The sequence below is a fragment of the Acinetobacter sp. 10FS3-1 genome, from assembly GCF_013343215.1.
In the GTDB taxonomy this organism is placed as follows: Bacteria; Pseudomonadota; Gammaproteobacteria; order Pseudomonadales; family Moraxellaceae; genus Acinetobacter; species Acinetobacter lwoffii_C.
The window spans coordinates 2,692,380-2,716,454 of record NZ_CP039143.1 but is presented as its reverse complement, the minus strand read 5'-3'; the positions used below and the strand labels follow the sequence as shown (position 1 = coordinate 2,716,454).

The 24,075-nt window shown below is 47.6% G+C and carries 22 protein-coding genes; 12 read left to right on the top strand and 10 right to left on the bottom strand.

The features are described from left to right. The first annotated feature begins 128 nt into the window (after positions 1-128). The 5 genes from nrdR to E5Y90_RS12855 all read left to right on the top strand — a co-directional run bounded on the left by nrdR (position 129) and on the right by E5Y90_RS12855 (position 4,310). Positions 129-599 (top strand): transcriptional regulator NrdR, encoded by a 471-nt coding sequence (gene nrdR, locus E5Y90_RS12875; protein ID WP_151206620.1) that lies wholly within the window; start codon positions 129-131, stop codon positions 597-599. After that, a complete protein-coding gene (ribD, locus tag E5Y90_RS12870; protein WP_174660394.1) occupies positions 596-1,684 on the top strand; it encodes a bifunctional diaminohydroxyphosphoribosylaminopyrimidine deaminase/5-amino-6-(5-phosphoribosylamino)uracil reductase RibD in 1,089 nt (362 codons plus the stop codon). Before nrdR ends, ribD begins: the two co-directional genes overlap by 4 nt. After that, positions 1,681-2,973 (top strand): DNA adenine methylase, encoded by a 1,293-nt coding sequence (locus E5Y90_RS12865; protein WP_151205585.1) that lies wholly within the window; start codon positions 1,681-1,683, stop codon positions 2,971-2,973. The genes ribD and E5Y90_RS12865 overlap by 4 nt, the downstream gene beginning before the upstream one ends. 22 nt (positions 2,974-2,995) lie before the next feature. Then, on the top strand, positions 2,996-3,655 hold the full coding sequence (locus E5Y90_RS12860) for a riboflavin synthase (RefSeq protein WP_174660393.1): 660 nt from the start codon (positions 2,996-2,998) through the stop codon (positions 3,653-3,655). A gap of 109 nt (positions 3,656-3,764) precedes the next feature. Next, a complete protein-coding gene (locus E5Y90_RS12855; RefSeq protein ID WP_174660392.1) occupies positions 3,765-4,310 on the top strand; it encodes a VTT domain-containing protein in 546 nt (181 codons plus the stop codon). Between the two features lie 251 nt (positions 4,311-4,561). On the opposite strand, the gene E5Y90_RS12850 is transcribed toward E5Y90_RS12855, so the two are convergent. Genes E5Y90_RS12850 through E5Y90_RS12840 form a run of 3 tightly spaced genes read right to left on the bottom strand, consistent with a single transcriptional unit; the run spans position 4,562 to position 7,051 of the window. Beyond that, positions 4,562-5,176 (bottom strand): hypothetical protein, encoded by a 615-nt coding sequence (locus tag E5Y90_RS12850; protein ID WP_174660391.1) that lies wholly within the window; start codon positions 5,174-5,176, stop codon positions 4,562-4,564. Between the two features lie 26 nt (positions 5,177-5,202). After that, the gene (locus E5Y90_RS12845; RefSeq protein WP_174660390.1) at positions 5,203-5,610 is read right to left on the bottom strand and encodes a DNA polymerase III subunit chi; all 408 of its coding nucleotides are present in this window, start codon (positions 5,608-5,610) and stop codon (positions 5,203-5,205) included. Then, positions 5,603-7,051: a leucyl aminopeptidase gene (locus E5Y90_RS12840; protein WP_174660389.1), complete on the bottom strand. Its 1,449-nt coding sequence runs from the start codon at positions 7,049-7,051 to the stop codon at positions 5,603-5,605. Before E5Y90_RS12840 ends, E5Y90_RS12845 begins: the two co-directional genes overlap by 8 nt. A gap of 156 nt (positions 7,052-7,207) precedes the next feature. Between E5Y90_RS12840 and lptF the strand changes: the two genes are divergently transcribed. The 4 genes from lptF (at position 7,208) to E5Y90_RS12820 (ending at position 12,251) form a co-directional block, all read left to right on the top strand. Then, positions 7,208-8,308: an LPS export ABC transporter permease LptF gene (lptF, locus tag E5Y90_RS12835; protein WP_174660388.1), complete on the top strand. Its 1,101-nt coding sequence runs from the start codon at positions 7,208-7,210 to the stop codon at positions 8,306-8,308. A gap of 2 nt (positions 8,309-8,310) precedes the next feature. After that, on the top strand, positions 8,311-9,381 hold the full coding sequence (lptG, locus tag E5Y90_RS12830) for an LPS export ABC transporter permease LptG (protein ID WP_174660387.1): 1,071 nt from the start codon (positions 8,311-8,313) through the stop codon (positions 9,379-9,381). A gap of 123 nt (positions 9,382-9,504) precedes the next feature. Beyond that, entirely contained in the window at positions 9,505-11,052 is a 1,548-nt protein-coding gene (gene gpmI / locus E5Y90_RS12825; RefSeq protein WP_174660386.1) for a 2,3-bisphosphoglycerate-independent phosphoglycerate mutase, read from the top strand. A gap of 26 nt (positions 11,053-11,078) precedes the next feature. Beyond that, positions 11,079-12,251, top strand: coding sequence for a S41 family peptidase (locus tag E5Y90_RS12820; RefSeq protein WP_174660385.1), 1,173 nt, complete (start codon positions 11,079-11,081; stop codon positions 12,249-12,251). Here the strand turns inward: E5Y90_RS12820 and E5Y90_RS12815 are convergent, their stop codons facing one another. The 3 genes from E5Y90_RS12815 to E5Y90_RS12805 are packed head-to-tail and all read right to left on the bottom strand — an operon-like array spanning position 12,252 to position 15,905. Beyond that, on the bottom strand, positions 12,252-13,670 hold the full coding sequence (locus E5Y90_RS12815) for a sigma-54-dependent transcriptional regulator (RefSeq protein WP_373688374.1): 1,419 nt from the start codon (positions 13,668-13,670) through the stop codon (positions 12,252-12,254). It abuts the gene before it with no gap. 18 nt (positions 13,671-13,688) lie between these two features. After that, positions 13,689-15,251, bottom strand: coding sequence for a sensor histidine kinase (locus E5Y90_RS12810; protein WP_174660383.1), 1,563 nt, complete (start codon positions 15,249-15,251; stop codon positions 13,689-13,691). Positions 15,252-15,269: 18 nt separating this feature from the next. Next, positions 15,270-15,905, bottom strand: coding sequence for a response regulator (locus E5Y90_RS12805; protein ID WP_151204052.1), 636 nt, complete (start codon positions 15,903-15,905; stop codon positions 15,270-15,272). A 220-nt stretch (positions 15,906-16,125) separates the two neighbouring features. On the opposite strand from E5Y90_RS12805, the gene E5Y90_RS12800 reads away from it, so the two are divergent. Next, positions 16,126-17,175, top strand: a complete 1,050-nt coding sequence (locus E5Y90_RS12800) for a serine hydrolase (protein ID WP_151204051.1) — start codon at positions 16,126-16,128, stop codon at positions 17,173-17,175. A 109-nt stretch (positions 17,176-17,284) separates the two neighbouring features. Here E5Y90_RS12800 and thrC read toward each other — a convergent pair whose 3' ends face one another. The 4 genes from thrC to xerD all read right to left on the bottom strand — a co-directional run bounded on the left by thrC (position 17,285) and on the right by xerD (position 21,741). Next, on the bottom strand, positions 17,285-18,424 hold the full coding sequence (gene thrC, locus E5Y90_RS12795; protein WP_151204050.1) for a threonine synthase: 1,140 nt from the start codon (positions 18,422-18,424) through the stop codon (positions 17,285-17,287). Between the two features lie 57 nt (positions 18,425-18,481). Beyond that, positions 18,482-19,786 carry a homoserine dehydrogenase gene (locus tag E5Y90_RS12790; protein WP_174660382.1) on the bottom strand — a complete coding sequence of 435 codons (1,305 nt, stop codon included), beginning with the start codon at positions 19,784-19,786 and terminating at the stop codon, positions 18,482-18,484. A 124-nt stretch (positions 19,787-19,910) separates the two neighbouring features. After that, positions 19,911-20,723 (bottom strand): DsbC family protein, encoded by an 813-nt coding sequence (locus E5Y90_RS12785; RefSeq protein WP_174660381.1) that lies wholly within the window; start codon positions 20,721-20,723, stop codon positions 19,911-19,913. 100 nt (positions 20,724-20,823) lie between these two features. Continuing rightward, complete coding sequence (gene xerD / locus E5Y90_RS12780; protein ID WP_174660380.1) at positions 20,824-21,741, bottom strand: site-specific tyrosine recombinase XerD; 918 nt, start codon at positions 21,739-21,741, stop codon at positions 20,824-20,826. A gap of 174 nt (positions 21,742-21,915) precedes the next feature. Here xerD and E5Y90_RS12775 point away from each other — a divergent pair, with 174 nt between their 5' ends. Continuing rightward, on the top strand, positions 21,916-22,176 hold the full coding sequence (locus E5Y90_RS12775) for a FeoA family protein (protein WP_151204046.1): 261 nt from the start codon (positions 21,916-21,918) through the stop codon (positions 22,174-22,176). After that, positions 22,173-24,029, top strand: coding sequence for a ferrous iron transporter B (gene feoB / locus E5Y90_RS12770; RefSeq protein WP_174660379.1), 1,857 nt, complete (start codon positions 22,173-22,175; stop codon positions 24,027-24,029). The genes E5Y90_RS12775 and feoB overlap by 4 nt, the downstream gene beginning before the upstream one ends. The last annotated feature ends 46 nt before the right edge of the window (positions 24,030-24,075 follow it).

Here is a 24,075-nt window from a genome sequence, read left to right as displayed (position 1 = left end):
TATAATCAATATATAGTGCAAAACAGCTCATATGGGCTGTTTTTTTTCTATATATTGCGTAAGACTCTACAAAGTTTGCAAATTTTGCTACACTCGGGACTCAACAGGATTTGTTCAATTAAACCGCTATGCATTGCCCATTTTGCAATACTGCCGACAGTAAAGTGATTGATTCACGCTTGGCCGCTGAAGGCTGTCAGATTCGCCGCCGCCGCGAATGTATCAGTTGTAATGAACGTTTCACGACTTTTGAAAGTTATGAAGTGGTGATGCCACGTGTCATCAAATCGGATGGTAAAAATGAACCGTTTGATGAAGCCAAATTGCGCCGTTCTCTGATGCATGCCTTGCAGAAACGTCCGGTGACACAGGAACAGATTGAAACCGTACTCAGTGATATCCAGTTGCAGATCCGTCGCTTGGGAGAACGTGATGTGAAGTCGCGAACGATTGGTGAAATTGTCATGCAGTCGTTATTTGCGCTGGATCATGTCGCTTATGTCCGTTTTGCCTCGGTTTATCAGGATTTTCAGGATGTCGAAGCTTTTCGCCGTCAGATTGAACAGATGCAACTACGTGAAAATCAAGACCAGACATGACTGAATTCAAGCAGGAACAGAGCTGGATGCATCGTGCTATTGAACTGGCGCGGCAGGGCCAGTATTCCACCAAACCGAATCCGAATGTTGGCTGTGTGATTGTGAAAGATGGGGTGATTGTCGGTCAGGGTTTTCATCCCCAAGCCGGACAGCCACATGCAGAGGTTTTTGCACTGCGCGAGGCTGGAGAGCAGGCACGTGGGGCAACCGCTTATGTGACTCTGGAGCCTTGTGCACATTATGGCCGTACGCCACCCTGTGCCAAAGGGCTGGTTGAGGCCGGTGTGGCCAAGGTGGTGGTGGCCTGTCCTGACCCGAACCCCCTGGTGGCAGGTAAGGGTGTACAGATCTTGCAAGATGCCGGCATTGAAGTGGAAGTGGGGATCGCTCAGAAAGAAGCCCACGCCTTAAATGAAGGTTTTCTGAAAGCCATGGCCAGCGGTATGCCTTATGTGCGCCTTAAAGTTGCCTCGAGTTTAGATGGCCGTACTGCTATGGCTTCCGGTGAATCGAAATGGATTACCGGAACCGAGGCGCGTCAGGATGTGCAGCATTGGCGCGCCATTTCTGGTGCGGTCCTGACCGGCATTGAGACTGTACTTACAGATGACTGCCAGTTAAATGTCCGTCAGCTCAATGGTATTGATGACATGAGCACAGTGGTTCAGCCAAAACGGATTATTTTAGACCGCCAAGGCCGTCTGCCATTGACAGCGAAAATTCTAGCGCAGCCTGACAGCGTGATGGTCATGGGGCCATTCCGTCAAGAGCTGGCTGATCTGGGTGTGTTACAATTAGCAGTACAGCCTTTAAAACAATTATTGGCTCAGCTGGCTGGGCAGTACCAGATTTATGATGTGCTGGTGGAAGCAGGGGCGACCTTATCTACGGCATTTTTACAAGAACAATTGGTTGATGAATTGATCAGTTACGTTGCACCCACCCTATTGGGCCGGTCTGCACGTACTATGTTTAATGCAGAATTCAGCCGTATGGCCGAACAACTCCGATTTAAGCTGCGCGATGTAACTCGCTTCGGTGAGGATGTGCGCTTCAGGTTAATTCCTTTTCAAGAGACACTATGAGTTCAGAGTCTACGGTTTATCATAAACGTCGCCATGCGGCGCGTACCACCGATGAGTATCTTTTCCATCAGCTGGTTCCTTATCTGGGCAACAAACGCCGTCTGCTGCATTTAATTCTGGAAGCGCTTGAGAGTACAGGCACCCTAAACCGTACTGATGGCCGTGCTCCTATTTTTGCCGACTTCTTTGCCGGCTCTGGTGTAGTCTCACGTTTGGCTCGTCAAAACGGTTATCGGGTGATTGCCAATGACTGGGAGCCCTACAGTCATGCGCTGAATCATGCGGTGCTGGCCTGTACTGAGGCACCAGCGTTTAAAGAATTGGGTGGCTACCAGAAAGCCATTGATTATCTAAACCGTCTGCCCGAAGTCAAAGGCTGGGTGACGCATAACCTGTGTCCACGTAATGATGAAATTTATGATCCGTCGCGTGACCGTTTGTTTTTTAAACGCCGTAACGGGATGCGGATTGATGCGATCCGCCAGCAGATTGCCACCTGGCAGGCACAAGGTGCAATTGATGATGTCGAAATGAGTGCTTTGCTGGCACCACTATTATATTCAGCCAGTTTTGTCAGCAATACTTCCGGCGTATTTAAAAGTTTCCATCATGGCTGGGGCGGCAAGACCCAGACCGCACTGGAACGGATTGAATCTTTACTCTGGCTGACGCCAAGCCGCTTCTGTGAAGACAAGAAACATCAAGGGCCGACCGCTGAAATGTGGTGTGTGGATGCCCAACATCTGGCCAATCAGATGAGCAGTTTTGAGGTCGATGTGGCGTATCTGGATCCGCCGTATAACCAGCATGCCTATAGCAGTAATTATCATGTACTGAATGCGCTGACTTTATGGGATCAGGTCGATCTGCCGACACCAGATACCAAGGGCTTCAAGAGTGGTATTGACCGCGCCTGGCGTAAAGAACGCCCGAGCCAGTACAACTCTTCCAAGTATGCCAAAGAGGCGTATGAGACCTTGCTGGCTACGATTAATGCACGTTTTATTCTGACCAGTTATTCCACCGACGGGAATATCAGTGCGACTGATTTATTGCAGGCCAACCTGAAACGCGGTCGTGTGACTCTGCTAACCCAAGATGTACCACGTTATCGGGTCAGCAAGCAGCGCCAGTCAGAACGTGCACGCGTACTCGAATTTATTGTGATTACCGATACGCATGCCAAATCAGGCCCACCCATCCGTCAGCTGCTGAGCCAGTTGCATCATTATGCAGAGCTGGGCGGTGTAGATACAACCGGGGTCAGTACCCAGTTGGCCTTGTGGTAAGCGCATAAAAAAGGAAATAAAGATGTTTACAGGTATTATTGAAAGTCTGGGCAAAGTTGAAAGTCTGCAAAGTGTCGGAGGTGATGTGCGTTTACGTATTCAGACCGATCTGGATATGTCGGATGTACATCTCGGTGACTCGATTGCCACCAATGGTATTTGCCTGACCGTGATTGACTGGGGCGAGAACTGGTATGCAGCAGATGTGTCACGTGAAAGCCTGAACCGGACCACACTGGGACAATGGAAAGTCGGACAGCCTGTGAATGTCGAAAAAGCCATGCTGCCAACCACCCGTTTTGGTGGGCATATTGTGTCTGGGCATGTCGATGCTGTGGGTGAAATTACCATCGTTCGTGAAGATGCCCGCTCGGTATATTATGAAGTGACGGCACCCGCTGAAATTGCCAAATATCTGGCAGAGAAGGGCTCAGTCACCGTTGATGGCATCAGTCTGACCATTAACCATTTACGTGGCAGTGTCATCAGCCTGAACCTGATTCCGCATACAGCTGAGCGGACCAATATCGGTACCTGGAAAGTCGGGACAAAAGTAAATCTGGAAGTTGATGTGTTGGCCCGTTATATTGAGCGTTTGCTGCTGGGAGATAAGGCCGCAGAAACCACCCAGCAATCAAAAATCAGTATGGAGTTTCTGGCTGAAAATGGCTTTTTAAAATAAGTCCAACTCCAGAATTCCCGGCAGTCTAGTTGAAAAATTAGACTGTTTTTTTGTTTTTGGAGATAATACCGCGTATAACTTGCGATTTTAGCCCCAATGGACAGATCGAATGCTCGATTTTTTACTTCATCTTGAACAATCCTTGCCCTTATTGCTGGACCAGTATGGGGTATGGATCTATGCGATTCTGTTCCTGGTGATTTTCGCAGAAACCGGCTCAGTATTTTTCTTTTTCCTGCCTGGCGATAGCCTGCTAATTGCCATCGGGGCACTGTGCTCGACGACGGACTTGATCACTTTACATTCTGTCGGTTTATTACTGTTCATTGCCTCCACTCTAGGATATACCGTTAATTACTACACGGGCAGAGCGCTAGGGCTGAAATATTTCAATGAGCATTCACGCTTTTTCAAGCCGGAATATATAGTCAAAACCAATCATTATTTTATGAAGCATGGCGGCAAGACTATCCTGATTGCACGTTTTATTCCCTTTGTGCGTTCCTTCGGGCCTTTTGCCGCCGGTTCCGGGCATATGAACCTGATGACCTTTGGCTTGTATAATGTGGTTGGCGGAGTACTCTGGATCAGCAGCCTGTTGGGGGTGGGCTATATTCTTGGTAATACCGCCTTTATGCTGGCTGACCTTTTTTAAATTTTGACGTTTTAAAGCTGAACTGAGCTTGATTATTTTTTATTCGGCCTGTACGGCTTGGAGCAGATCGGGCGTCCAAAGCCCTTGTCTTGTTGAATTTTTAAGGCTTCGATCGACCACGCATAGATAAAAACTTTTAGATTTACCTTAAATTCATTGATGAACCCTGAATGCTTGGTTCTTTCAGACCAATCCTAGCGCTATAAGAAAAAAATCAAATCAGATAGCGGCCAGTGTGAGTATGGCTCAGCCTATTGTGACAGATTGGAATTTTGAAGAATATAGTCAATTTCTTCTTTGGCGGCAGCACGCAGCTTATCGCGTAGTGCATTCACTGTTTGTTCAATGGCACTTTCAGCCTCCAGTTCCAGACGTAAACGTACACTGTCGAGTTCAGACCGAATCTGGGAATCCTTGATACGGTATTGACCTGCGGAAAAATCCAGCACCTGTTCAGGGTTTTTCTGATAACGCGCGGTGTAGTGCTGTATCTCAGTATCAAGCTGCTGACGCATTTCGACTAATTTTCGGTTTTGTTCGGCAAATTTGAGTTCTTCATCCCGGCGCAGCTGTTCAGCATAGGCCTGTGCTTCAGCACGTTTTTTGTTTAGGGCTTTTTCCAGTGCCTGCTGTCTTCGAATACGAGCCTCTTCAATCAGTTCAGCCTTGCGCTGTGCATAGGCCGCTTCAATCCGGCGCTCCGATTCTAGTTGTGATTTTTGATCATGTAGCAGCCATTCTTCCAGAACGGTTTCAGGCTTGAGTACATCACAGATCCGCGAGAGGTCATCGATAAAGGTCTGACGCACAGCCTCAGGCGTATTTAACCAGCGCTGTTTAAAATCTGGACCTACATTTAATGCCACTTGCATCTCCTTGTTTATCGTCTTGTTTAAAGTTTATAGGTCTGAGGTTGAATACCAAAATGGCGATATTGTTTGAACTTTTCACGCCCCAGCTGCTTGGCCGGCTCATTGTTTTCAATAATCTCAATAATGTGACTAAATTTCGCATTCGGTTCAAGTGCTTCCGGACTAAAATTAAAAATAATCCAGCCCGGCTGTTTGGGGAGCTGTGCCGATATACAGACCACAGCCTCAGGCTGCTCAATACCATGCGGAATAAAGCTGACTGGATCAAAGCTCCAGAGCAGCTCATCAAGTTCCTGCTGCAGGGCAGGATCGGCACAATACAGCCAGATGCGTTCGGGTTGACGCAAAATCTTGCGGCATAAACGACAAGTGCTGTCCACTTGTCGTTCAGGGCTTTTTTCAAATAAGTAGAAGCTGACCTTAGCCATTCACTTGAACACGATTAGCCAGGAATTGCATTAATAGTGGCACTGGACGGCCTGTCGCGCCTTTATTGGGACCAGAGTTCCAGGCAGTCCCGGCAATGTCGAGATGCGCCCAGCGATAATCACGGGTAAAGCGTTGCAGGAAGCAGGCAGCGGTGACTGAACCGGCTTTAGGGCCGCCAATATTGGCAATATCGGCAAATGGTGAATCGAGCTGTTCCTGATAGTCATCCAGCACCGGCATGCGCCATACGCGGTCAAATGTGTTCTGGCCAGCAGTTTCCAGCTCGACAGCCAGCTCGTTATCCGGAGTGAACATGCCTGTAAGCACGGAACCCAGCGCCACCACACAGGCACCGGTTAAAGTTGCAATATCAATTACCAGTGCCGGATTAAACTGTTTGACATAGGTCAGGGTATCGCACAGAACCAGACGGCCTTCTGCATCGGTATTTAAAATTTCAACGGTTTGGCCACTCATGGTGGTGACAATGTCGCCAGGACGGGTCGCTTTGCCGGATGGCATATTTTCAGCCGCAGCAATTGTGCCGACCACATGAATCGGTAAACGGGCTTCACACAGGGCACGCATGGTTCCCAGTACCGAAGCAGCACCGCACATGTCGTATTTCATCTCGTCCATGCCTGCGCCCGGTTTAAGTGAAATGCCGCCAGTATCAAAGGTAATGCCTTTGCCGACCAGTACAACAGGCGCTTCGCTACGTTCGGCCTGATATTCCATACTGATGATACGGCCCGGACGTTCCGAACCTTTACTGACTGCCAAAAAGGCACCCATCCCGAGATCCGCCATTTGCTGCTCATCCAGTACGGTGACTTTCAACAAGTCTGGATATTCCGCTGCCAGGGCCTGTGCCTGTTCTGCCAGATATTCCGGGAAGCAGATATTTCCTGGGCGGTTGCCCAGATCACGTGCCAGATTCTGGCCGCTCTGTACCGCCTGAATCAGCTGCAGCTGTGCTGAATCTAAGGCACTTTGTGCGGTGATCAGGTCAATCTGTTCCAGAATAAATTCATTTTTCTTCGACTTGTATTCGTCATAGCCATAGTTGGCCTGAGTCAGGGCCAGTGCAAAAAGATAGTGCAATTCTTGTGGAAGTTGTGTCAAATCAACAGAAATCTGTTTGAATTTTTTCTGCGTGGATTGAATAATGGTTTGTGCAAGCTTCGCCAGTTTAGCAGGCTGTAATTCAGCAGTTTTGCCCAGTCCAATTAGCGCAGCAGAGTGACACTGGCTCAGTTGATTGATCAGGCTCAGACTCTCGGCAAGGCCTGCCTTGAATTGAGCGGCTTCAATTAATGTGTCGAATTGACTGATCGGGTAATGTGACGTTATTTCCTGAACTTGTTCTGCGTCGACTAAAATCAACAAAGACTGACTTGATCCATTCTCTGGGAATGACGTATTAATTGTAAGTTTCATATCCTGCTTTCACGCCTGTGTAGGTTTGCGAATCATTCAATCATTGAACCATTTATCTCAACAGATTTTCAATGGGAATGACAGCTCAGGTTTTATATTTTTGCTATTCGGGTAAACTAGCACCCATTTTATGGACTTCAATTTGGAAGAATTAATTTGATTATTCGGCGTTATCTGGTCAAGCAAGTAGTATCGACCTCTTTGGTGGTAATTGCCTTATTGACCCTCATCATGATGGGGGGACGACTGATCAAGTATTTTGGTGTAGCTGCTCAGGGCCGTCTGGATGCAGGCATCCTGTTTAGCATCATTGGCTATCGCTTACCAGAATTCTTAACCCTGATTCTTCCCTTGGGGTTCTTTATCGGCCTGATTCTGGTCTTTGGGCGTCTTTACGTCGATCATGAAATGGCAGTATTGAATGGCAGTGGCATCAGCCGGCATCAGCTGGCGCGTTTACTGATTCCGCTCACACTGGTCTATCTGATGGCACAGGGCTTTTTAATGTTATGGGCTTCCCCTTGGGGAATTCGCCAGTTTGAGGCCTTAACCACCAGTCAGGCGGTACGTACCGGCTTTGATCTGGTGCGACCCAAAGAATTTATCTCTTCGGGGCCTTATACCATCTATGCTGGGGATTTATCGGAAGACCGGAAAAACTTAAAAGATATTTTTTTCTATCAGCGTGCGGAAAAAGAAGGCAAGCCGGATGTCATGATTCTGGCCCAGGAAGCAACCCGAATAGAAATACCCAATGATTCTGCGAATGTGGTCGATCTGGTGCAGGGGCGCCGTTATGAAATCTACCCGGGGACTCCGCAATATACACATGCCGAATTTGCCAGCTATCGTCTGCGGATTGAAAATGATAAAGAGGCAGAACTGGCCAGTGATGAAGTCGAGGCTTTACCAACATCGCAGTTGTGGCAGAAGCGTGATGATCCGGTCGTGGTCAGCGAACTCGGCTGGCGGATTTTTGTTCCATTTGCGATGGTGATTGCATTGATTCTGGCGGTGGGCCTGTCTGAGGTCAGTCCGCGTCAGGGGCGTTATCTCAAACTCTTTCCGGCACTGATGATTTTTGCCAGTCTGATTGTAGCCCTGATGGCGGTCAAAACCCGGATCAGTAAAAATGAAATGGGTATCGCGGCTTATCCTCTGATTCTACTGGCCTATGCAGTGGGCGGGGCACTGTTCTCGCGTAAGCAGAAGCTGGCTCCCAAAATTAAGAAACAGATTCAGCGAGTGAGGTCTTAACAATGTTCGCACGTCGTATAGTGGCCAAACATGTGACCTATACCACCGCTATGGCCATGCTAGGAGCCACCGCAGTACTTTCCGGTCTACAGGTTCTGTTTACCTATCTGGGTGAGCTGGGTTCCTTAAAAGAAGGGTATGGAGCCAAGGAGGCTCTGTATTATGTCTTATGGGGTGCACCGAATTATCTTTATGAAATTCTGCCAATTTCAGCCCTGATTGGAGCGGTACTGGGCCTGGGGACATTAGCATCCAATAGTGAACTGATTGTGATGCGCGCCGCCGGTGTCAGCCTGTGGCGAATCGTGGGCTGGGTCATGCGTTCGGCACTTTTGCTGGTGATTCTGTCTTTTGCCTTAAGTGAGTGGGTGATTCCGTATACCAACGAACAGGCCAAAATGGTCAAAAATTCACAGAAAGCAGCGCAGCTGGGGGAAGTCCGCGGCTACTGGACCCGCGAAGGCCAGCGTTTTATCTATATTAATTATGCCAACTCGCAAGGCCAGCTCAGTAATGTGCAGATGCTGGATTTCGATGAAAACTATCGTTTGCGCGGAACCCTGCATGCCAGCACCGGCCGTTTTATACAAGATGGCGCCTGGGAGCTGAAAAATACCGAGCAGATGGACATTCTCGCGAATGGCAATGCGACACTGGTTAACAATGCTGAACAGTCATTGGCTTTGGCATTACAGCCGAAATATGTGCATATGGTGACAATTGACCCTGAAGATCTGGCACCCAGCCAGCTGGTAAGCTTTATGAGTTATATGCATGAATATAGTCAGGTGCCCAAGACATATCAGCTGGCATTCTGGCAAAAACTGGGTTCACCGTTTGCCCTAATTGCCTTGGTGGTGATTGCCTGTTCCTTTATCTTCGGGCCGCTACGCCAGCAATCCATGGGCTTTCGTCTGGTGATTGCCTTGTTTGCCGGTCTCAGCTTTTTCTATCTGCAGGACTTTCTGGGTTATGCCAGTCTGGTCTATGCACCATCTCCGGCATGGTTTGTCTTTATTCCCATTCTGATCATGTTTGGAATCGGCGGCTATCTCCTGCATCGGGCACGCTAAGACGCAGGAAAATAGAACGAATCAATTGTAACAAGCGGCTTGGACCATCTCCGGTCATGGCCTCTTTTTACAAAATTCTGTAAACTAGGGCGATTAATTCGTAGGCGAAAAGAGTATTTCATTATGGCGGATGCAACTGCTGGCAAAATCCCTCACGTTTTGGTGATTATGGATGGTGTGGGTCATCGCGAAGCGGTCGAAGACAATGCGTTTTTAGCAGCTAAACGACCAAATTTAACTGCTATACAGGACAAGCATCCGCATGGTTTGATCTCCGGTTCTGGTGAAGACGTAGGTCTGCCGGATGGCCAGATGGGCAACTCTGAAGTCGGTCATATGAATCTGGGTGCTGGCCGGGTGCTGTATCAGGACTTTACCCGTATTACCAAAGATATCCGGACAGGTGCTTTCTTTGAGCATGAAGTACTGGTCGATGCTGTGGAAAAGGCCAAAGCAAGCCAGGGTGCGGTGCATATTCTGGGCCTGTTGTCTGAAGGTGGGGTACATTCTCACGAAGATCATATCGTCGCGATGGCTGAGCTGGCACTGAAACGTGGTGCCCAAGTCTATTTGCATGCCTTTCTGGATGGCCGTGATACGCCACCAAAGAGCGCACAGCCTTCTTTGGAAAAACTCGATGCACTGTTTGCTCAATATCCGGGCCAAGGCCGTATCGTCAGCCTGATTGGTCGTTATTTTGCCATGGATCGTGATAATCGCTGGGATCGAGTCGAGCAGGCTTATCGTTTGCTGACCGAAGGTGAAGCAATACGTACTGCTACGACTGCCGTTGAAGGTCTAGAACTTGCCTATGCCGCAGAGGAGTCGGATGAGTTCGTCAAGGCTACACGTATTGGTGACAGCGTGAAAATTCAAGATGGTGACAGCGTGGTGTTTATGAACTTCCGTGCGGACCGTGCCCGTGAATTAACGCGTGCCTTTGTCGAAAAAGATTTTGCCGGTTTTGAGCGTCAAGTGCTGCCAAGCCTGTCAAAATTCGTGATGCTGACCCGTTATCAGGCCACCATTGATGCACCGGTTGCCTATATGCCGGAAGCGCTGGTGAACTCAATCGGTGAGTATTTATCAAATCTGGGAAAAACCCAGTTGCGTATTGCTGAAACTGAAAAATATGCCCATGTGACGTTCTTCTTTAGCGGTGGCCGTGAGGATGAATATCCGGGTGAAAAACGTATCCTGATTCCATCACCCAACGTAGCGACTTATGACCTAAAACCAGAAATGAGCGCTTATGAAGTGACTGATGAACTGGTCGCAGCCATTCACTCCGGTGAATATGATTTACTGGTGGTGAACTATGCAAATGGTGACATGGTAGGCCATACGGGTGTATTTGATGCAGCCGTTAAAGCGGTTGAAGCCGTAGATACTTGTCTGGGGCGTGTGTATGCCGCTGTTATGGCAAAAAATGGCCATATGATCATCACGGCAGACCATGGTAATGTAGAGCAAATGCAGGATTATCACAGTGGTCAGGTACATACCCAGCATACCACTGAGCTGGTTCCGTTTATCTATGTCGGTCCGACCTCTGCAACGATTATTGAAGGCGGCGTACTGGCAGATGTGGCGCCGACCTTACTCAACCTGATGCAGCTTCCGGTTCCGGCTGAAATGCAGGGTCGTAACCTGATTGAGCTACATGCATAATTTTTAGTCTATATACAGGGATAAGAATGATTAAAACACAGGGCAAGTCTGTAATTCTCGCATGCTTCTTAATGTGTTGGAGTCATTCCGTCTGGAGTGCCGGCCCGCAAGAGCCGGCCTTTGACGATATGGAAATGGGCCATCAGACTTATGCGGAAATTCCGGTAGCCTCCATTCAAGAATTTGTACAAATCTATGGCATTGTCAAAGATAATTATATTGAAGACAAAAATGATGATGCCCTGTTCCAGCAAGCTATTCAGGGTCTGGTCAGTGGTCTGGACCGCTATTCACGTTATTTATCTCCCGAAGATTATCAACAGCTGCGCCAGTACACCGAAGGTGATTTAGCCAGTATTGATTTTGATCTGGAATTTAATTCCCAGCTCAAGCAATGGGTCGTACAAGGCCTTAGGCCAGATGCAGATTCTGCCAAACAGGGCCTGCGTAATGGTGTCACCGTCTACAAGATTGATGATCAGGCCTTAAGCAGCCTGAACCGTGAACAGGTACGGCAATTGCTGAGTGGTGCAATTGGGTCTACCTTAAGCATCCAGCTATCGGCACAAAGTCCGGTCATCAGGCTGGTCCGGAATATCAAGGTAGATACAGAAATCAAATCCAGTCTGCATCATAATCAGGTGCTGGTCTTGCAAGTGAAGGTATTCCAGCAGGATACTGCGAATGAAATCCAGCGGATTATTGAAAGCTATCCGGCAAGCCGTCTAAAAGCCGTCCTGTTTGATCTGCGCAATAATCCGGGTGGCCTGCTTTCAGCCGCAGTAGAATCCGCAGACCTGTTTCTTAATCAAGGCATTATCGTCTCGACCAAAAGCCGTTCGGAAGGAAATCAGCAGTTTCAAGCCTTACCAAGCTTTGAATTTCAGAATCTGAAAGTTGGTATTCTGATTAATAACCGCTCTGCTTCTGCTGCAGAAGTTTTTACCGCAGCCCTAAAAGAACACGGCCGTGCCTGGGTGGTGGGTGAGAAAAGCTATGGCAAAGGGGTGGTACAAAAGCTGTTTCCACTCAGTAATGGCGCAGCCTTGCAAATGACCGTCTCCCAATACTTCAGCCCGAGCGGCCGGATGATTGAAGGGCTGGGTATCCAGCCGCATCTGACTTATCCGCTTGGCCCAGAAGTACGTGAGGAGAGCTATCTGGATCATGTCGCAGACCTGCTGCTCCTGCAAAAATAATTATTCCTCTTCCTCGATATCCAGTCCGAATTTTTTCAGGCGGTAACGCAGAGAGCGGAAGGACATGCCCAGTTTTTTCGCAGCCAAGGTGCGGTTCCAGTGGGTCATATTCAGTGCATTCAGCAGAACTTCTTTTTCGATTTTTTCTAAATATAATTCCAGACCTTCTTCAGGCAGCTTTCTGGGAATAATAATCTGATCTGAAGAAGCAAGTTCAGCATGGCTTGTCGACTCTTGCAGGACAGGCGCTGTATGGCGCAGAGGAGCGCTTTGCAGGTGTTGCAGATCAATCCTGTCCTCATCACTTAAGGTAATGGCCCGTTCGATAATATTGCGTAATTCACGCACATTCCCTGGATAATACTGGCCCAGTAAAAACTCTTTGCTGCGCCCAGAAAGTGGTTTCACCGGAATATCCCATTCCTGGCAAATTTTCTGGATAAAGTGCTCAGCCAAAATCAGAATATCCTGACCGCGTTCACGTAGTGGCGGCAAGACTAGATCCATGACATGAATCCGGAAATACAGGTCCTGACGGAATTTGCCTTGTTGTACCAGAGCATCCAGATCCTGATGGCTGGCGCTGATTACCCGAAAATCGACATCAATTTCAGTATCTGAACCTAAGGGGCGGATACGTTTTTCCTGAACGGCGCGTAGCAGTTTGACCTGCATGCTCAAAGGTAATTCGGCAATTTCATCCAGAAACAGACTGCCACCATGCGCAGACTGGATCAGTCCTTGCTTGTCCTGGGTGGCACCGGTAAAGCTGCCTTTTTTGTGTCCGAACAGCTCACTTTCCATCAGTTCAGTTGGAATCGCACCACAGTTAATGGCGATAAAAGGCCCTTCACTGCGATTACTGAGGCGATGCACCAGATTTGCAATTACTTCCTTGCCGGTACCGGATTCTCCTGTAATAAAAACCGGCGCCTGAGAACGAGCAATTTTCTTTAAAGTGACACGTAGCTGCTGAATGGGCAGAGACTGGCCAATCAGTAGCTTATGTTCTAGTGAATCATTGGCATTATATTGATCATACTCCACTGGTTTATTAAGTGCTTTTTGTAGTAACTGTTCCAGATGCTTCTGGTTAATCGGCTTGCTGACAAAGTCAAAAGCGCCTGCTTTGAGGGCCGCAATGGCGATTTCCATATTGCCATAGGCGGTTAGTACAGCCACAGGCAGATCAGGGCAGCGCTGATGAATCCAGTGCAATAATTCCAGGCCATTGCCATCCGGTAGATTCAGGTCAGTCAGACAGGCATCATACTGGTGATCAGTAAGGCGCTGCTTAGCATCCTCCAGCCGGTGAGCAATATGTGTACGTATTCCCATGCGCATCAAGGACATCTGCATGAGGGTACAGAGATCCTCTTCGTCATCCACCAATAAGACCAGTGGTTGTTGTTCCACAATTTTCCCCTTTCAATATATTCACGGTATCATTCGTTGGCAGCTAATGCGAAAGCATGCGCCTTGTTCTTGTTGTATATAATTTAATTGTGCCTGATTTGCTTCACAAAAACTATGTGATAAATACAGTCCCAGTCCGGTACCGTTAATTGCGGTGCTATAAAAAGGCTTGAATAACTTCGCCTGATCCGGTACATCGACACCGGTGCCAAAGTCCCGGATATCAATCCATACTTTATGCTGATAAGGATGAATATTCAATTGAATATGGTCGGCATCGGCAGCATTGTGCCGGATGGCATTACGGATCAGGTTAATCAGAATCTGACGGAATTGGGCTTCATCAAACTGAATATAAAGAGACGTATCGCTATTCAACTGAATCTGATCAGCCACATCGGCTAAATCTTCCTGAATAAACAGTGGAATGAATTCATTCAGATGAATCATGACAGGATGCGTTTCCCTGTTTTTCACCATGCTCAAGGTGTCCTGAATAATCCGGTCAATCCGATTGGCCTGCCGGCTGATCATCTGGTTCAGGAGATGCTGCTGTTCTTTTTCTGAATCCTGATAGAGGTCATTGGCCTGTACAATGGCAGCCAGAGGGTTCCGGATTTCATGCGCGATGCTGGCCGAGAGTTGCCCCAGCGCAGCAAGCTTTAATTGCTGCACCTTTTGATTTAACTTTTGCGCATCCTGTAAAACCAGCAGGATCAAGGTCTGATGCGGAACGATCAGTTTTTGTACCTGTACATGAATGTTATAGCGACTTTGCTGGGACTCGAACTGGAACTGTTCCCCATTTTCCAGATTCTCAAAGTGAACCAACTCAAACAGGTCATATTGTGAATGATAGAGTGAAAATCGTTCTTGGCTATAGGTAGGCTCTATGCCGAGCAGATGACAGGCAGCTGGATTGCTCAGCACCACATGATAATTTTCATCCAGAACTAGATAACCGGTTTCAATCTGCTCGAGAATATAGCGGTTAATATTCTGTAACTGGTACAATTCAAGAGATTGGGAAAAGCTCAGATTCTCCAGAATTTGAAAGCGACGGACCGCAATCTGGCCACTGCCATAGACCACAAAAAACAGGAAAGCGAGTAATGCACTATTCCCGATATTGGTTAAGGAAGAAAAGGCAAAAATGCTGCCAATAAAATGCTGATAAATCACACTAATTACAGCAATAAGTGTGATAAATAAGGCCTTATGGGCATCCAGTAGCAGTGAAGCTGAAAAGATGGCAATGACAAACAATAGCCCGATATGCAGATTCGGACCATTGGTGGCCAGGGTTAACAGGCTGAGTACACTAACATCAGTAAAAAAGATCAGAATAAACTGGGCTTGAATCCAGCGCCGGACAAATTTGAGCGTGAACAGCTGAACCGCGTTCACCGCCACCCAAATCCCCAGCGCATAATAATAGAGCTGTGGATACTGATAGTCGGCTGTCAGGTTCGGATAGGTCAGCAGAAAAATCAGCAGCAGACCGGTACTGATAATCAGACGATAAGCACCATACCAGATCCCCAGATGATATTGATTGAGCTGTGAATAGTGAGAAGGTTCCATATGGACCGACTTTTAAAACTAGGGCTTGATCAGGCCATAGCGCATGGCTAAGTGGGTCAGTTTAACATCACTGTCAATATTGAGCTTTTCAAAAATACGGTAACGGTAAGTATTGACAGTTTTAACGCTGACAAAGAGTTTATCGGCAATTTCCTGCGCGCTAATACAATTGACCACCATCATCGCCACCTGCATTTCCCGTTCAGAGAGCGCATCAAAAGGCGATTGCTGAGTATCTGACAGATATGAGCTGGCCAGCTGCTCGGCAATATCGGCACTAAAATATTTACCGCCCTGCATTACCTTGTTGATGGCACGAACCATTTCCAGTACAGGAGCACCTTTGGTGATGTAGCCTTTGGCCCCAGCTTTAAGTAACAGGGAAGGATAAGGTTCTTCTGCCAGACCACTGACTGCCAGTACTTTGGTGTCAGGTGCAGTTTGCAGCAAACGACGTGTGGTTTCTACCCCACCAATCCCGGGCATATTCACATCCAGCAGAACGACATTAGGATGATGTTGACGGACCAGCGTAATTGCTTCTTCACCTGATTCAGCTTGTCCAATGACCTGGACATCCGCATGGTCTTCCAGCATTCTGCAAATCCCAGTACGTACTAATTCATGATCGTCCACAACCAACACTGTGATCACCTAGTCTCTCCCTCTGTTAAAAAACTCATTTTTTTGTTACATAAAGCAAAATAAGCTTGCAATGAAACTACAAAATTAGCAATCCTATTTGCAAGATTAAATCTGAAACTTATCACATAGTGTCCAGAACAAAAAATGTTCTGCATTGTGTTCAAATGTAAGGCATATTAGAGGTAATACGCAAATCAATCTTACCTCTGGTTAGTTGAGTGAAGAAATAGTGAAGAAAATAAACAAGTCTTTGATGCAGGTATTGGGACTTTCTACGTTGCTCAGCATAAGTTCGATAAGCTTTGCTGAAATCATTATGCGTTCCGGTACGGCAGAGGGCGGAGCCAGTAGTATCAGCTGGTCTTCAGATGAAGTAAACCAGCTGCTGAATGACGACTTTAGTGTGGCTGCAGAAGAGCCTAGCCCGGCAGGCTCAGCGACCATCACCACTACCTTGCGTCAGGGTGGGAGTGTTCAGCCGGCTGTAAAAAGTCCTCGGATTCTGGATACCAATCATAATATTAGCCAGCCTAGCGTGAATGCGCGTGCGGCCTTGGTCATGGATGCTCAAACCGGGGAGGTGCTTTATAGTAAAAACACCAATACGGCTCTTCCAATTGCTTCGATTACCAAGCTGATGACTGCTGTGGTCATTTCAGATGCGCGTTTGAATATGTCTGAACAAATTACCTTGCAGCAAGCTGACTTTTCCTGTTCAGGCTGTAAAAGCTCCAGCTCGTCTTTAAGAGCGGGGGACAGCATGAACCGCGCCGAAGCTTTGCTATTTGCCTTGATGAAGTCAGAGAATCCGGCTGCGGCAGCCTTGGCACGTACCTATCCGGGTGGTCGTAGTGCATTTGTTGCGGCAATGAACAGCAAGGCCAAAGAGCTGGGCATGTACTCAACCCGCTTTTTAGAATCCACCGGCTTGCATCCTGGAAATATTGCCTCTGCGCGTGACCTCGGCATTCTGGTGAATACCGCTTCACAATATGGACTGATCCGTCAGTTCTCGACTACACCAAGCTATGATTTCAATCTGGGTTATCGCGTTTTGAAGTCAAACAATACCAATGCGCTGGTGCGTAATGGTGGCTGGAATATCAATATTTCTAAAACCGGCTTCATTAATGAAGCAGGACGCTGTGTGGTAATGCATACCACTTTGAACAACCGTCCGGTTGCAGTGGTCCTGTTGGGTGCAAACAGCTCCCAGGCACGTACCAATGATGCTACCCGTCTGATGACCTGGGTAAGCAGTTTACCAAAACGGATCTAAAGCTTGGCTATTTCTGAAGCTCGAACCTGTGATAAGTTAAACCTCAGATTAAACGGTCCAGCAATAAAAAACCCTGCCTGTGCAGGGTTTTTTTATTTATTTTATTTAATTACATATTAGACAGAATCGAATCACGAACCTGGTCTAATGTAGCATCAATCGACAGCATCACCGCATCAGCACACTGCTTGATTGCGGTATCTGGGTCTTTCAGGCCATTACCAGTCACTGTGCAGACAATCACAGAACCTTCAGCAATTTTACCTGCCTTGATGTCACGGATTGCACCACCAATAGACGCAGCAGAAGCAGGCTCTACAAATACGCCTTCATACATAGAAAGTAAACGCTGTGCTTCAAGAATTTCTGCATCTTCCAGTTCGTCGAACCAGCCCTGAGAATCACGTACGACTGCTTTGGCATGGTTCCAGCTTTGTGGATTACCGATACGGATTGCTGTTGCAACCGTTTCAGGATCAGCAACAGGTGCACCACGCAGGAATGGAGCTGCCCCAGAAGCCTGGTAGCCTACCATAGTCGGCAAGCCTGCCGGTTTTGGACCTGTGAACTGATCCGTTTCAGCATCATAAATCACTTGCTCAAACTGATCTGCAGGCTGGTTGGCAACGGCTTCGGTATAGCCCATCCAGTGCGCGGTAATATTACCCGCATTACCGACTGGCAGGCAGTGGTAGTCAGGTGCACGGCCCAGTTCATCGACAATTTCATAAGCAATCGTTTTCTGGCCCTGTAAACGGTACGGGTTAATCGAGTTAACGATGGTTACTGGGGCTTTATCGGCAATTTCTTTGACCAGACGCATACCGTCATCGAAGTTACCGCGGATTTGCATGGTAATCGCACCATACATCATGGCTTGCGCCATTTTACCCATGGCAATTTTGCCTTCCGGGATTAATACAAAGGCTTTCATGCCAGCACGGGCTGCATAAGCAGCAGCGGCAGCAGAGGTATTCCCTGTAGAAGCACAAATAATGGCTTTTGAACCTTCTTCAGCAGCTTTTGTGACTGCCATGGTCATACCACGGTCTTTAAATGAACCAGTCGGGTTTAAGCCCTCGTACTTCACATAAATTTCAACATTTTTGCCAATAATGCGTGGAATATTCTCAAGCTTAATCAGTGGCGTATTACCTTCACCCAAAGAAATGGCTTTAGTAGTTGCAGACACTGGTAAGCGGTCGCGATAGCGGTCAACTAAACCAGTATAACGATTGGCATTCGACATGATGATGTTCCAATTGTGTGTAGAGCTTGGCGAGAGGAGAGGCTCCTCCCAACCCGATTAGTTATCCAACGATTCTAAACGAATTCGTACGATTTCGCCATGAATAGCAGGAAGCGCTTGAATTTGTTTTAAGGCGTCATCCATTTTTGCTTCCTTGACTGGATCAGTCAGGATCACGATTGGAATCAGGTCTTTTAAGCGTGACTGTTGCAAGATGGCATCAATACTGATTCCAGCACGACTTAAAATCGTGGTGACATCAGCCAGTACACCCATCTGGTCTTCGGCATTGATCCGGATGTAATAGCCAGTGGTCATTTCTTCACGGCTTAAAATCGGCAGATCGGTCAGATTTTCAAAAGCCAGTTGCGGAATGGTACCCGCACCATCTTCGGTATAGGAAATATCCCGTACAATATCAACAACGTCTGCGATCACCGCAGAGGCTGTTGGGCCTGCGCCCGCACCAGCACCATAATAGAGCGTTGGGCCTACTGCATTGGCATGTACCAGTACCGCATTCTTCACGCCATTGACATTGGCCAGCAGTTCTTCTTTTGGAATCAGGGTTGGATGCACACGCAGCTCAACCCCGGCTTCTGTACGACGTGCAATCCCGAGGTGTTTGATACGAAAGCCCAGGTCTTCAGCATACTTGACGTCTTGCGCCGTGATTTTGCTGATTCCTTCAGTAAAAACCTTGTCAAACTGGAGCGGAATACCAAATGCACATGAAGCAAGAATTGTCAGTTTATGTGCCGCATCAATCCCTTCTACGTCAAAGGTCGGATCAGCTTCAGCATAACCGAGTTCTTGTGCTTCTTTAAGTACGTCGGCAAAGGCACGACCTTTTTCCCGCATTTCACTTAAAATGAAGTTGCCTGTACCGTTAATAATACCTGCTAACCAGTCAATTTTATTGGCTGCCAGACCTTCACGAATCACTTTGATAATCGGAATGCCACCAGCAACCGCAGCCTCATAAGCAATTTGTACGGCATTGTCTTCAGCTGCTTTAAAGAGTTCATTTCCATGTTCAGCCAAGAGGGCTTTGTTGGCTGTGACAATATGCTTGCCATGTTTCATGGCTTCCATGATGACTTCATAGGCAGGGTGGATACCGCCCATGACTTCCACCACCACATCGACATCAGCTTGACGGACAATGTCCAGCAAATCAGCACTCTGCTTGACTGATTCAGGCAAGTCCAGGTCAGTACGTGGGCGACGCGTACCGACATGGGTAATTTGAATTTCACGACCGGTGCGACGTTTAATCTCAGCAGCATTTTCTTTTAATAGTTTAAGGGCACCACCACCCACAGTACCAAGACCGAGGATTGCCAGACGAACTGGTTTCACGTCACACTCCAAATATAAACAGTTTTTACGACTCTAGATCATAGCTAAAAAAAACGCCTGACTCTAGGGTCATTCCAGAATATCTTTATCTATAAAATAAAGTAAAATAACTCATGATAATTAGTTATTTAAGCCGCTTTAATAACTCGGATGTACTCATATAGCCCCCGAGATAAACCCCTTCAGCACTGTATACGCCCGGTGTGCCATTGACGCCCATATTCAGACCCATCTGATATTGGTCTTTCACAGGGTTCTGACAGGATGCCGATGGAATCTGTCCGCCTGCAATGGCTTGATCAAAAGCAGCATGACGGTCTTTGCTACACCAGATGGCTTCCATGGCTGGCATATGCTGCTCTCCACGTGGCCAGGCAATATAACGCACCTCAATGCCTTTGCTGTTCATTTCATCCATCTGCTCATGGAATTTATGACAATACGGGCAGCTGACATCGGTAAATACATAAATCACGTGCTTGGTTTTGGTCTTGGCAGGATAGACCAGCAGATCTTTGGTTTCCAGTTCGGCCAGGATTTTTTGATTGACGCCGGCTTGCAGGTTTTCACTGACATTGTAGAGCTGCTTGCTTCCAAGACGGATGACATCGCCCTGAATCAGGTATTTGCCGTCATTTGTTACATATACTGGCGCCATCCCTTCTAGACTGACCCAGGACAGATTAGGAACTTCAGTGGCTTTAATATCTGTGATCTTGGCACTGATACCTGCGGTTTTAAAATGCTTTTCAAGCGTTGAAAGCAGACGCTGCTGTGCATTACGCTCACTCAGGGTAGAGGCTTCGCCCGTCGCTGGTGCACTTGCGGTCAGATTGTCCTGCTTTTTTTGTTCATTGTCGGAATTAGAACATGCACTGAGTCCTAAACCGCTAGCAAGTACACATGCGATAAAAAGTTTGGTACGGGCAAATGTCATAAATAACCCTTTTTTTTCTTGGTCTAAAAACAGAGCAGTAGCATAACAAAAAAAGACCAGAACACGTCAAACTTCTTGGTTTTTCTGTTTACAGCTGTGTCTAGGCCCGTGGATGGTGAGTGGCATGTAATTGCTGCATACGGATCTGCGCGACATGAGTATAAATCTGGGTGGTCGACAAGTCGCTATGCCCCAGCAGCATTTGCACCACCCGCAAGTCTGCACCATGATTGAGTAAATGGGTGGCAAAGGCATGGCGCAACGTATGCGGCGATAGCTCAGCCTGAATTCCGGCCTGCAAAGCATAGCGCTTAATTGCATACCAGAAGTTTTGCCGGCTCATGATCCCGCCATGCTGGGTCAGAAACAGGTAATCGGTAGCCGTCTTATAGAGTTGCGGACGGGCATCTTGCAGATAGGTTTCGACCCATTCACAGGCCACTTGTCCCATCGGCACTAGACGCTCTTTATTGCCTTTGCCGACAATACGTAAATAGCCCTGTTTCAGGTTAATCAGCTCAAGACGCAGGTTAATCAGTTCGGTAACCCGTAAACCGCAAGCATACAAAACCTCAAACATGGCCCGATCGCGCAGACCTAAAGCAGTATTGATATCGGGTGCATGAATTAAGGCTTCAACATCGGCTTCGGATAGATCTTGGGGCAAGGCTCGACCTAATTTAGGGGTTTTATGGCCAGCAACCGGATTATCATTTCTGAGTTTCTGTTCACGTAGAAATTTATAAAAAGAACGCAAGGCAGATAAGCAGCGCGCAATCGAACGCGGACTTTTTTGCTGTTTGGTGAGTGCCACCAGAACCTCGGAAATATCGTCATGTGTCCATTCTGGTAAAGGTTTGGCGAGACAGTCGGCACACTGTAGCAGATCGGACAGGTAGGCATTACGCGTATGTGGACTGACGGTCTGCGCAATCAGATAATCCCGGAAACCTTGTAAAAAGCTATATTGATCAGGAATCTGCACAGGCGCAGGAATACGGGGTTTTTTATTCAGCATGATGGCGAGGGTCGTAGTTTAAACTTTGATAATTCTGACGCTTATGCTGCACTGTAGTTTAATTTTACTGGTGTGTCGATGTCATCGCATAATAAATCGAAAAGTAATGAATCTTATTTGTTAATTATTCTCATTTGTTTGTATACTGTGCCAAAGGGTTTAGGAATTTTCACGGTGCGTTTGTCAGATTTAAAAGCAAAACAGACTGCCATCATTCGAAAAGTCAATCGAACGATGGACAGTCAGCAAGCCTCTCATGATGTGGTTGCAAACCGCTTGGAGACTTTAGGCTTTATACCGGGCACACAGGTTCAAGTGATTACCAAAGGTATTTTCGGAGGAGACCCGATCCTGATTCAGGTCGGCTTTACACGTTTTGCTTTACGTAAATCGGAAGCAGCTAAAATTGAAATTGAGCAGGGAGTTTCAGCATGAGTGATACTTTGCGTGTTGCGCTTGTTGGAAACCCAAACTGTGGTAAAACCTCATTATTCAATCACTTAACTGGATCACGTCAAAAAGTCGGCAACTATGCCGGGGTAACAGTTGAGCGTAAGGTTGGAAATTTTCAGCTAGCTTCAGGTCAGGCGGTACGTGTCTTAGATTTACCTGGTACCTATAGTCTGGATGCCACCAGTCCGGATGAAGAAATTACCCGCAACGTGGTACAGGGAAAAATTGCTGAAGAAGCGCATCAGGCTGCCTTTTTATGTGTGGTAGATGCGACTAACCTGAAACTGCATCTGGGGCTGGTTCTGGAAATGATCGCGCTTGGCCGGCCAATGTTGGTCGTGCTGAACATGATGGATGAAGCACGCCGTCGTGGGATGCAGATCAATACCCAGAAATTGTCTGAACGTCTGGGGGTGCCGGTGGTTGAAACGGTTGCCGTACGTAATTCAGGAATTGAAAACCTGAAAAATGCGTTGGAGCAGGGCAAGTTTTCCGCACCCCAGACGGAACTAAGTGGTTTAAGTGGTGAGAGCCATCAACAGGTTGCGACCATTTTGAAAGATGTGGTCAACTATGTGGATCAGGAAGATAAGCGCACCGACTTTCTGGACAAGATTTTCCTGCATCCAGTTCTGGGCCTGCTCAGCCTGGCCCTCATGATGTTTGTAGTGTTTCAGGCGGTTTTTGCCTGGGCTGCACCTTTCATGGATGGAATTGAAGCATTCTTCGGCTGGCTGGGCGAATTTCTGGGCGCCTATATTGCTCATCCGCTACTGAATAGCCTGGTGGTGGATGGGATTATTGCGGGTGCCGGCGGGGTCATCGTGTTCCTGCCACAGATTCTGATTCTGTTTTTCTTTATTTTGGTGCTAGAAGAATCCGGGTATCTGCCACGCGCAGCTTTTCTGCTGGATAAACTCATGTTTAAAGCCGGTCTTTCGGGCCGTGCTTTTATTCCCTTGTTATCTAGCTTTGCCTGCGCCGTCCCGGGGATTATGGCTTCACGCACCATTAGTGATCCGCGTGACCGTCTCACCACCATCTTTGTTGCACCATTGATGACCTGTTCGGCTCGTTTGCCGGTATATGCACTGCTGATTGCGGCTTTTATTCCTGAGCAAACGGTAGGGGGCTTTATGAACCTGCAAGGGCTGGTGTTATTTGCCCTGTATATGGCGGGGATTGTGAGCGCACTGGCGGTATCCTTTGTACTGAAATTTTTCTATAAAGATAAATCTCAGCACATGCTGTTGATGGAGCTGCCCAGCTACCGTTTTCCTGACCTGAAAAACGTCTGGATCGGTTTAGTAGACCGCGGCAAAATCTTCTTGAAACGTGTAGGGGGCATCATCTTTGCGCTGTCCGTGGTGCTCTGGTTCCTGTGTACTTTCCCGCAACCCCCAGCAGATGCAACCCTACCTGCGATTGATTATTCCTTTGCCGGAATGCTGGGGCATGTGCTGCAACCGATTTTTGCGCCACTGGGCTTTAACTGGCAGATCTGTATTGCCCTGATTCCGGCCATGGCAGCGCGTGAAGTTGTCGTTGCCGCCTTGGGGACAGTCTATGCCTTGTCGGCAGTGGATGAAGATGCGATGTCTGAGGGACTGGCCTCGCTGATCAGTAGCGGTGGAGACTTGGGCTGGTCATTGGCAACCGGCTTATCCTTACTGGTCTGGTTTATCTATGCACCACACTGTCTGGCTACCTTGGCGACGGTTAAACGTGAAACCGGTTCATGGAAAACGGTCAGTATCATGACTATTTACCTGTTTGGTCTGGCATATTTCATGTCATTCCTGACCTACCAAATCGCTTCACATTATTTTGGCTAAACCGGATCGGGCACATGCTCGAAATGTTTGAGCTTATGATGGGAAG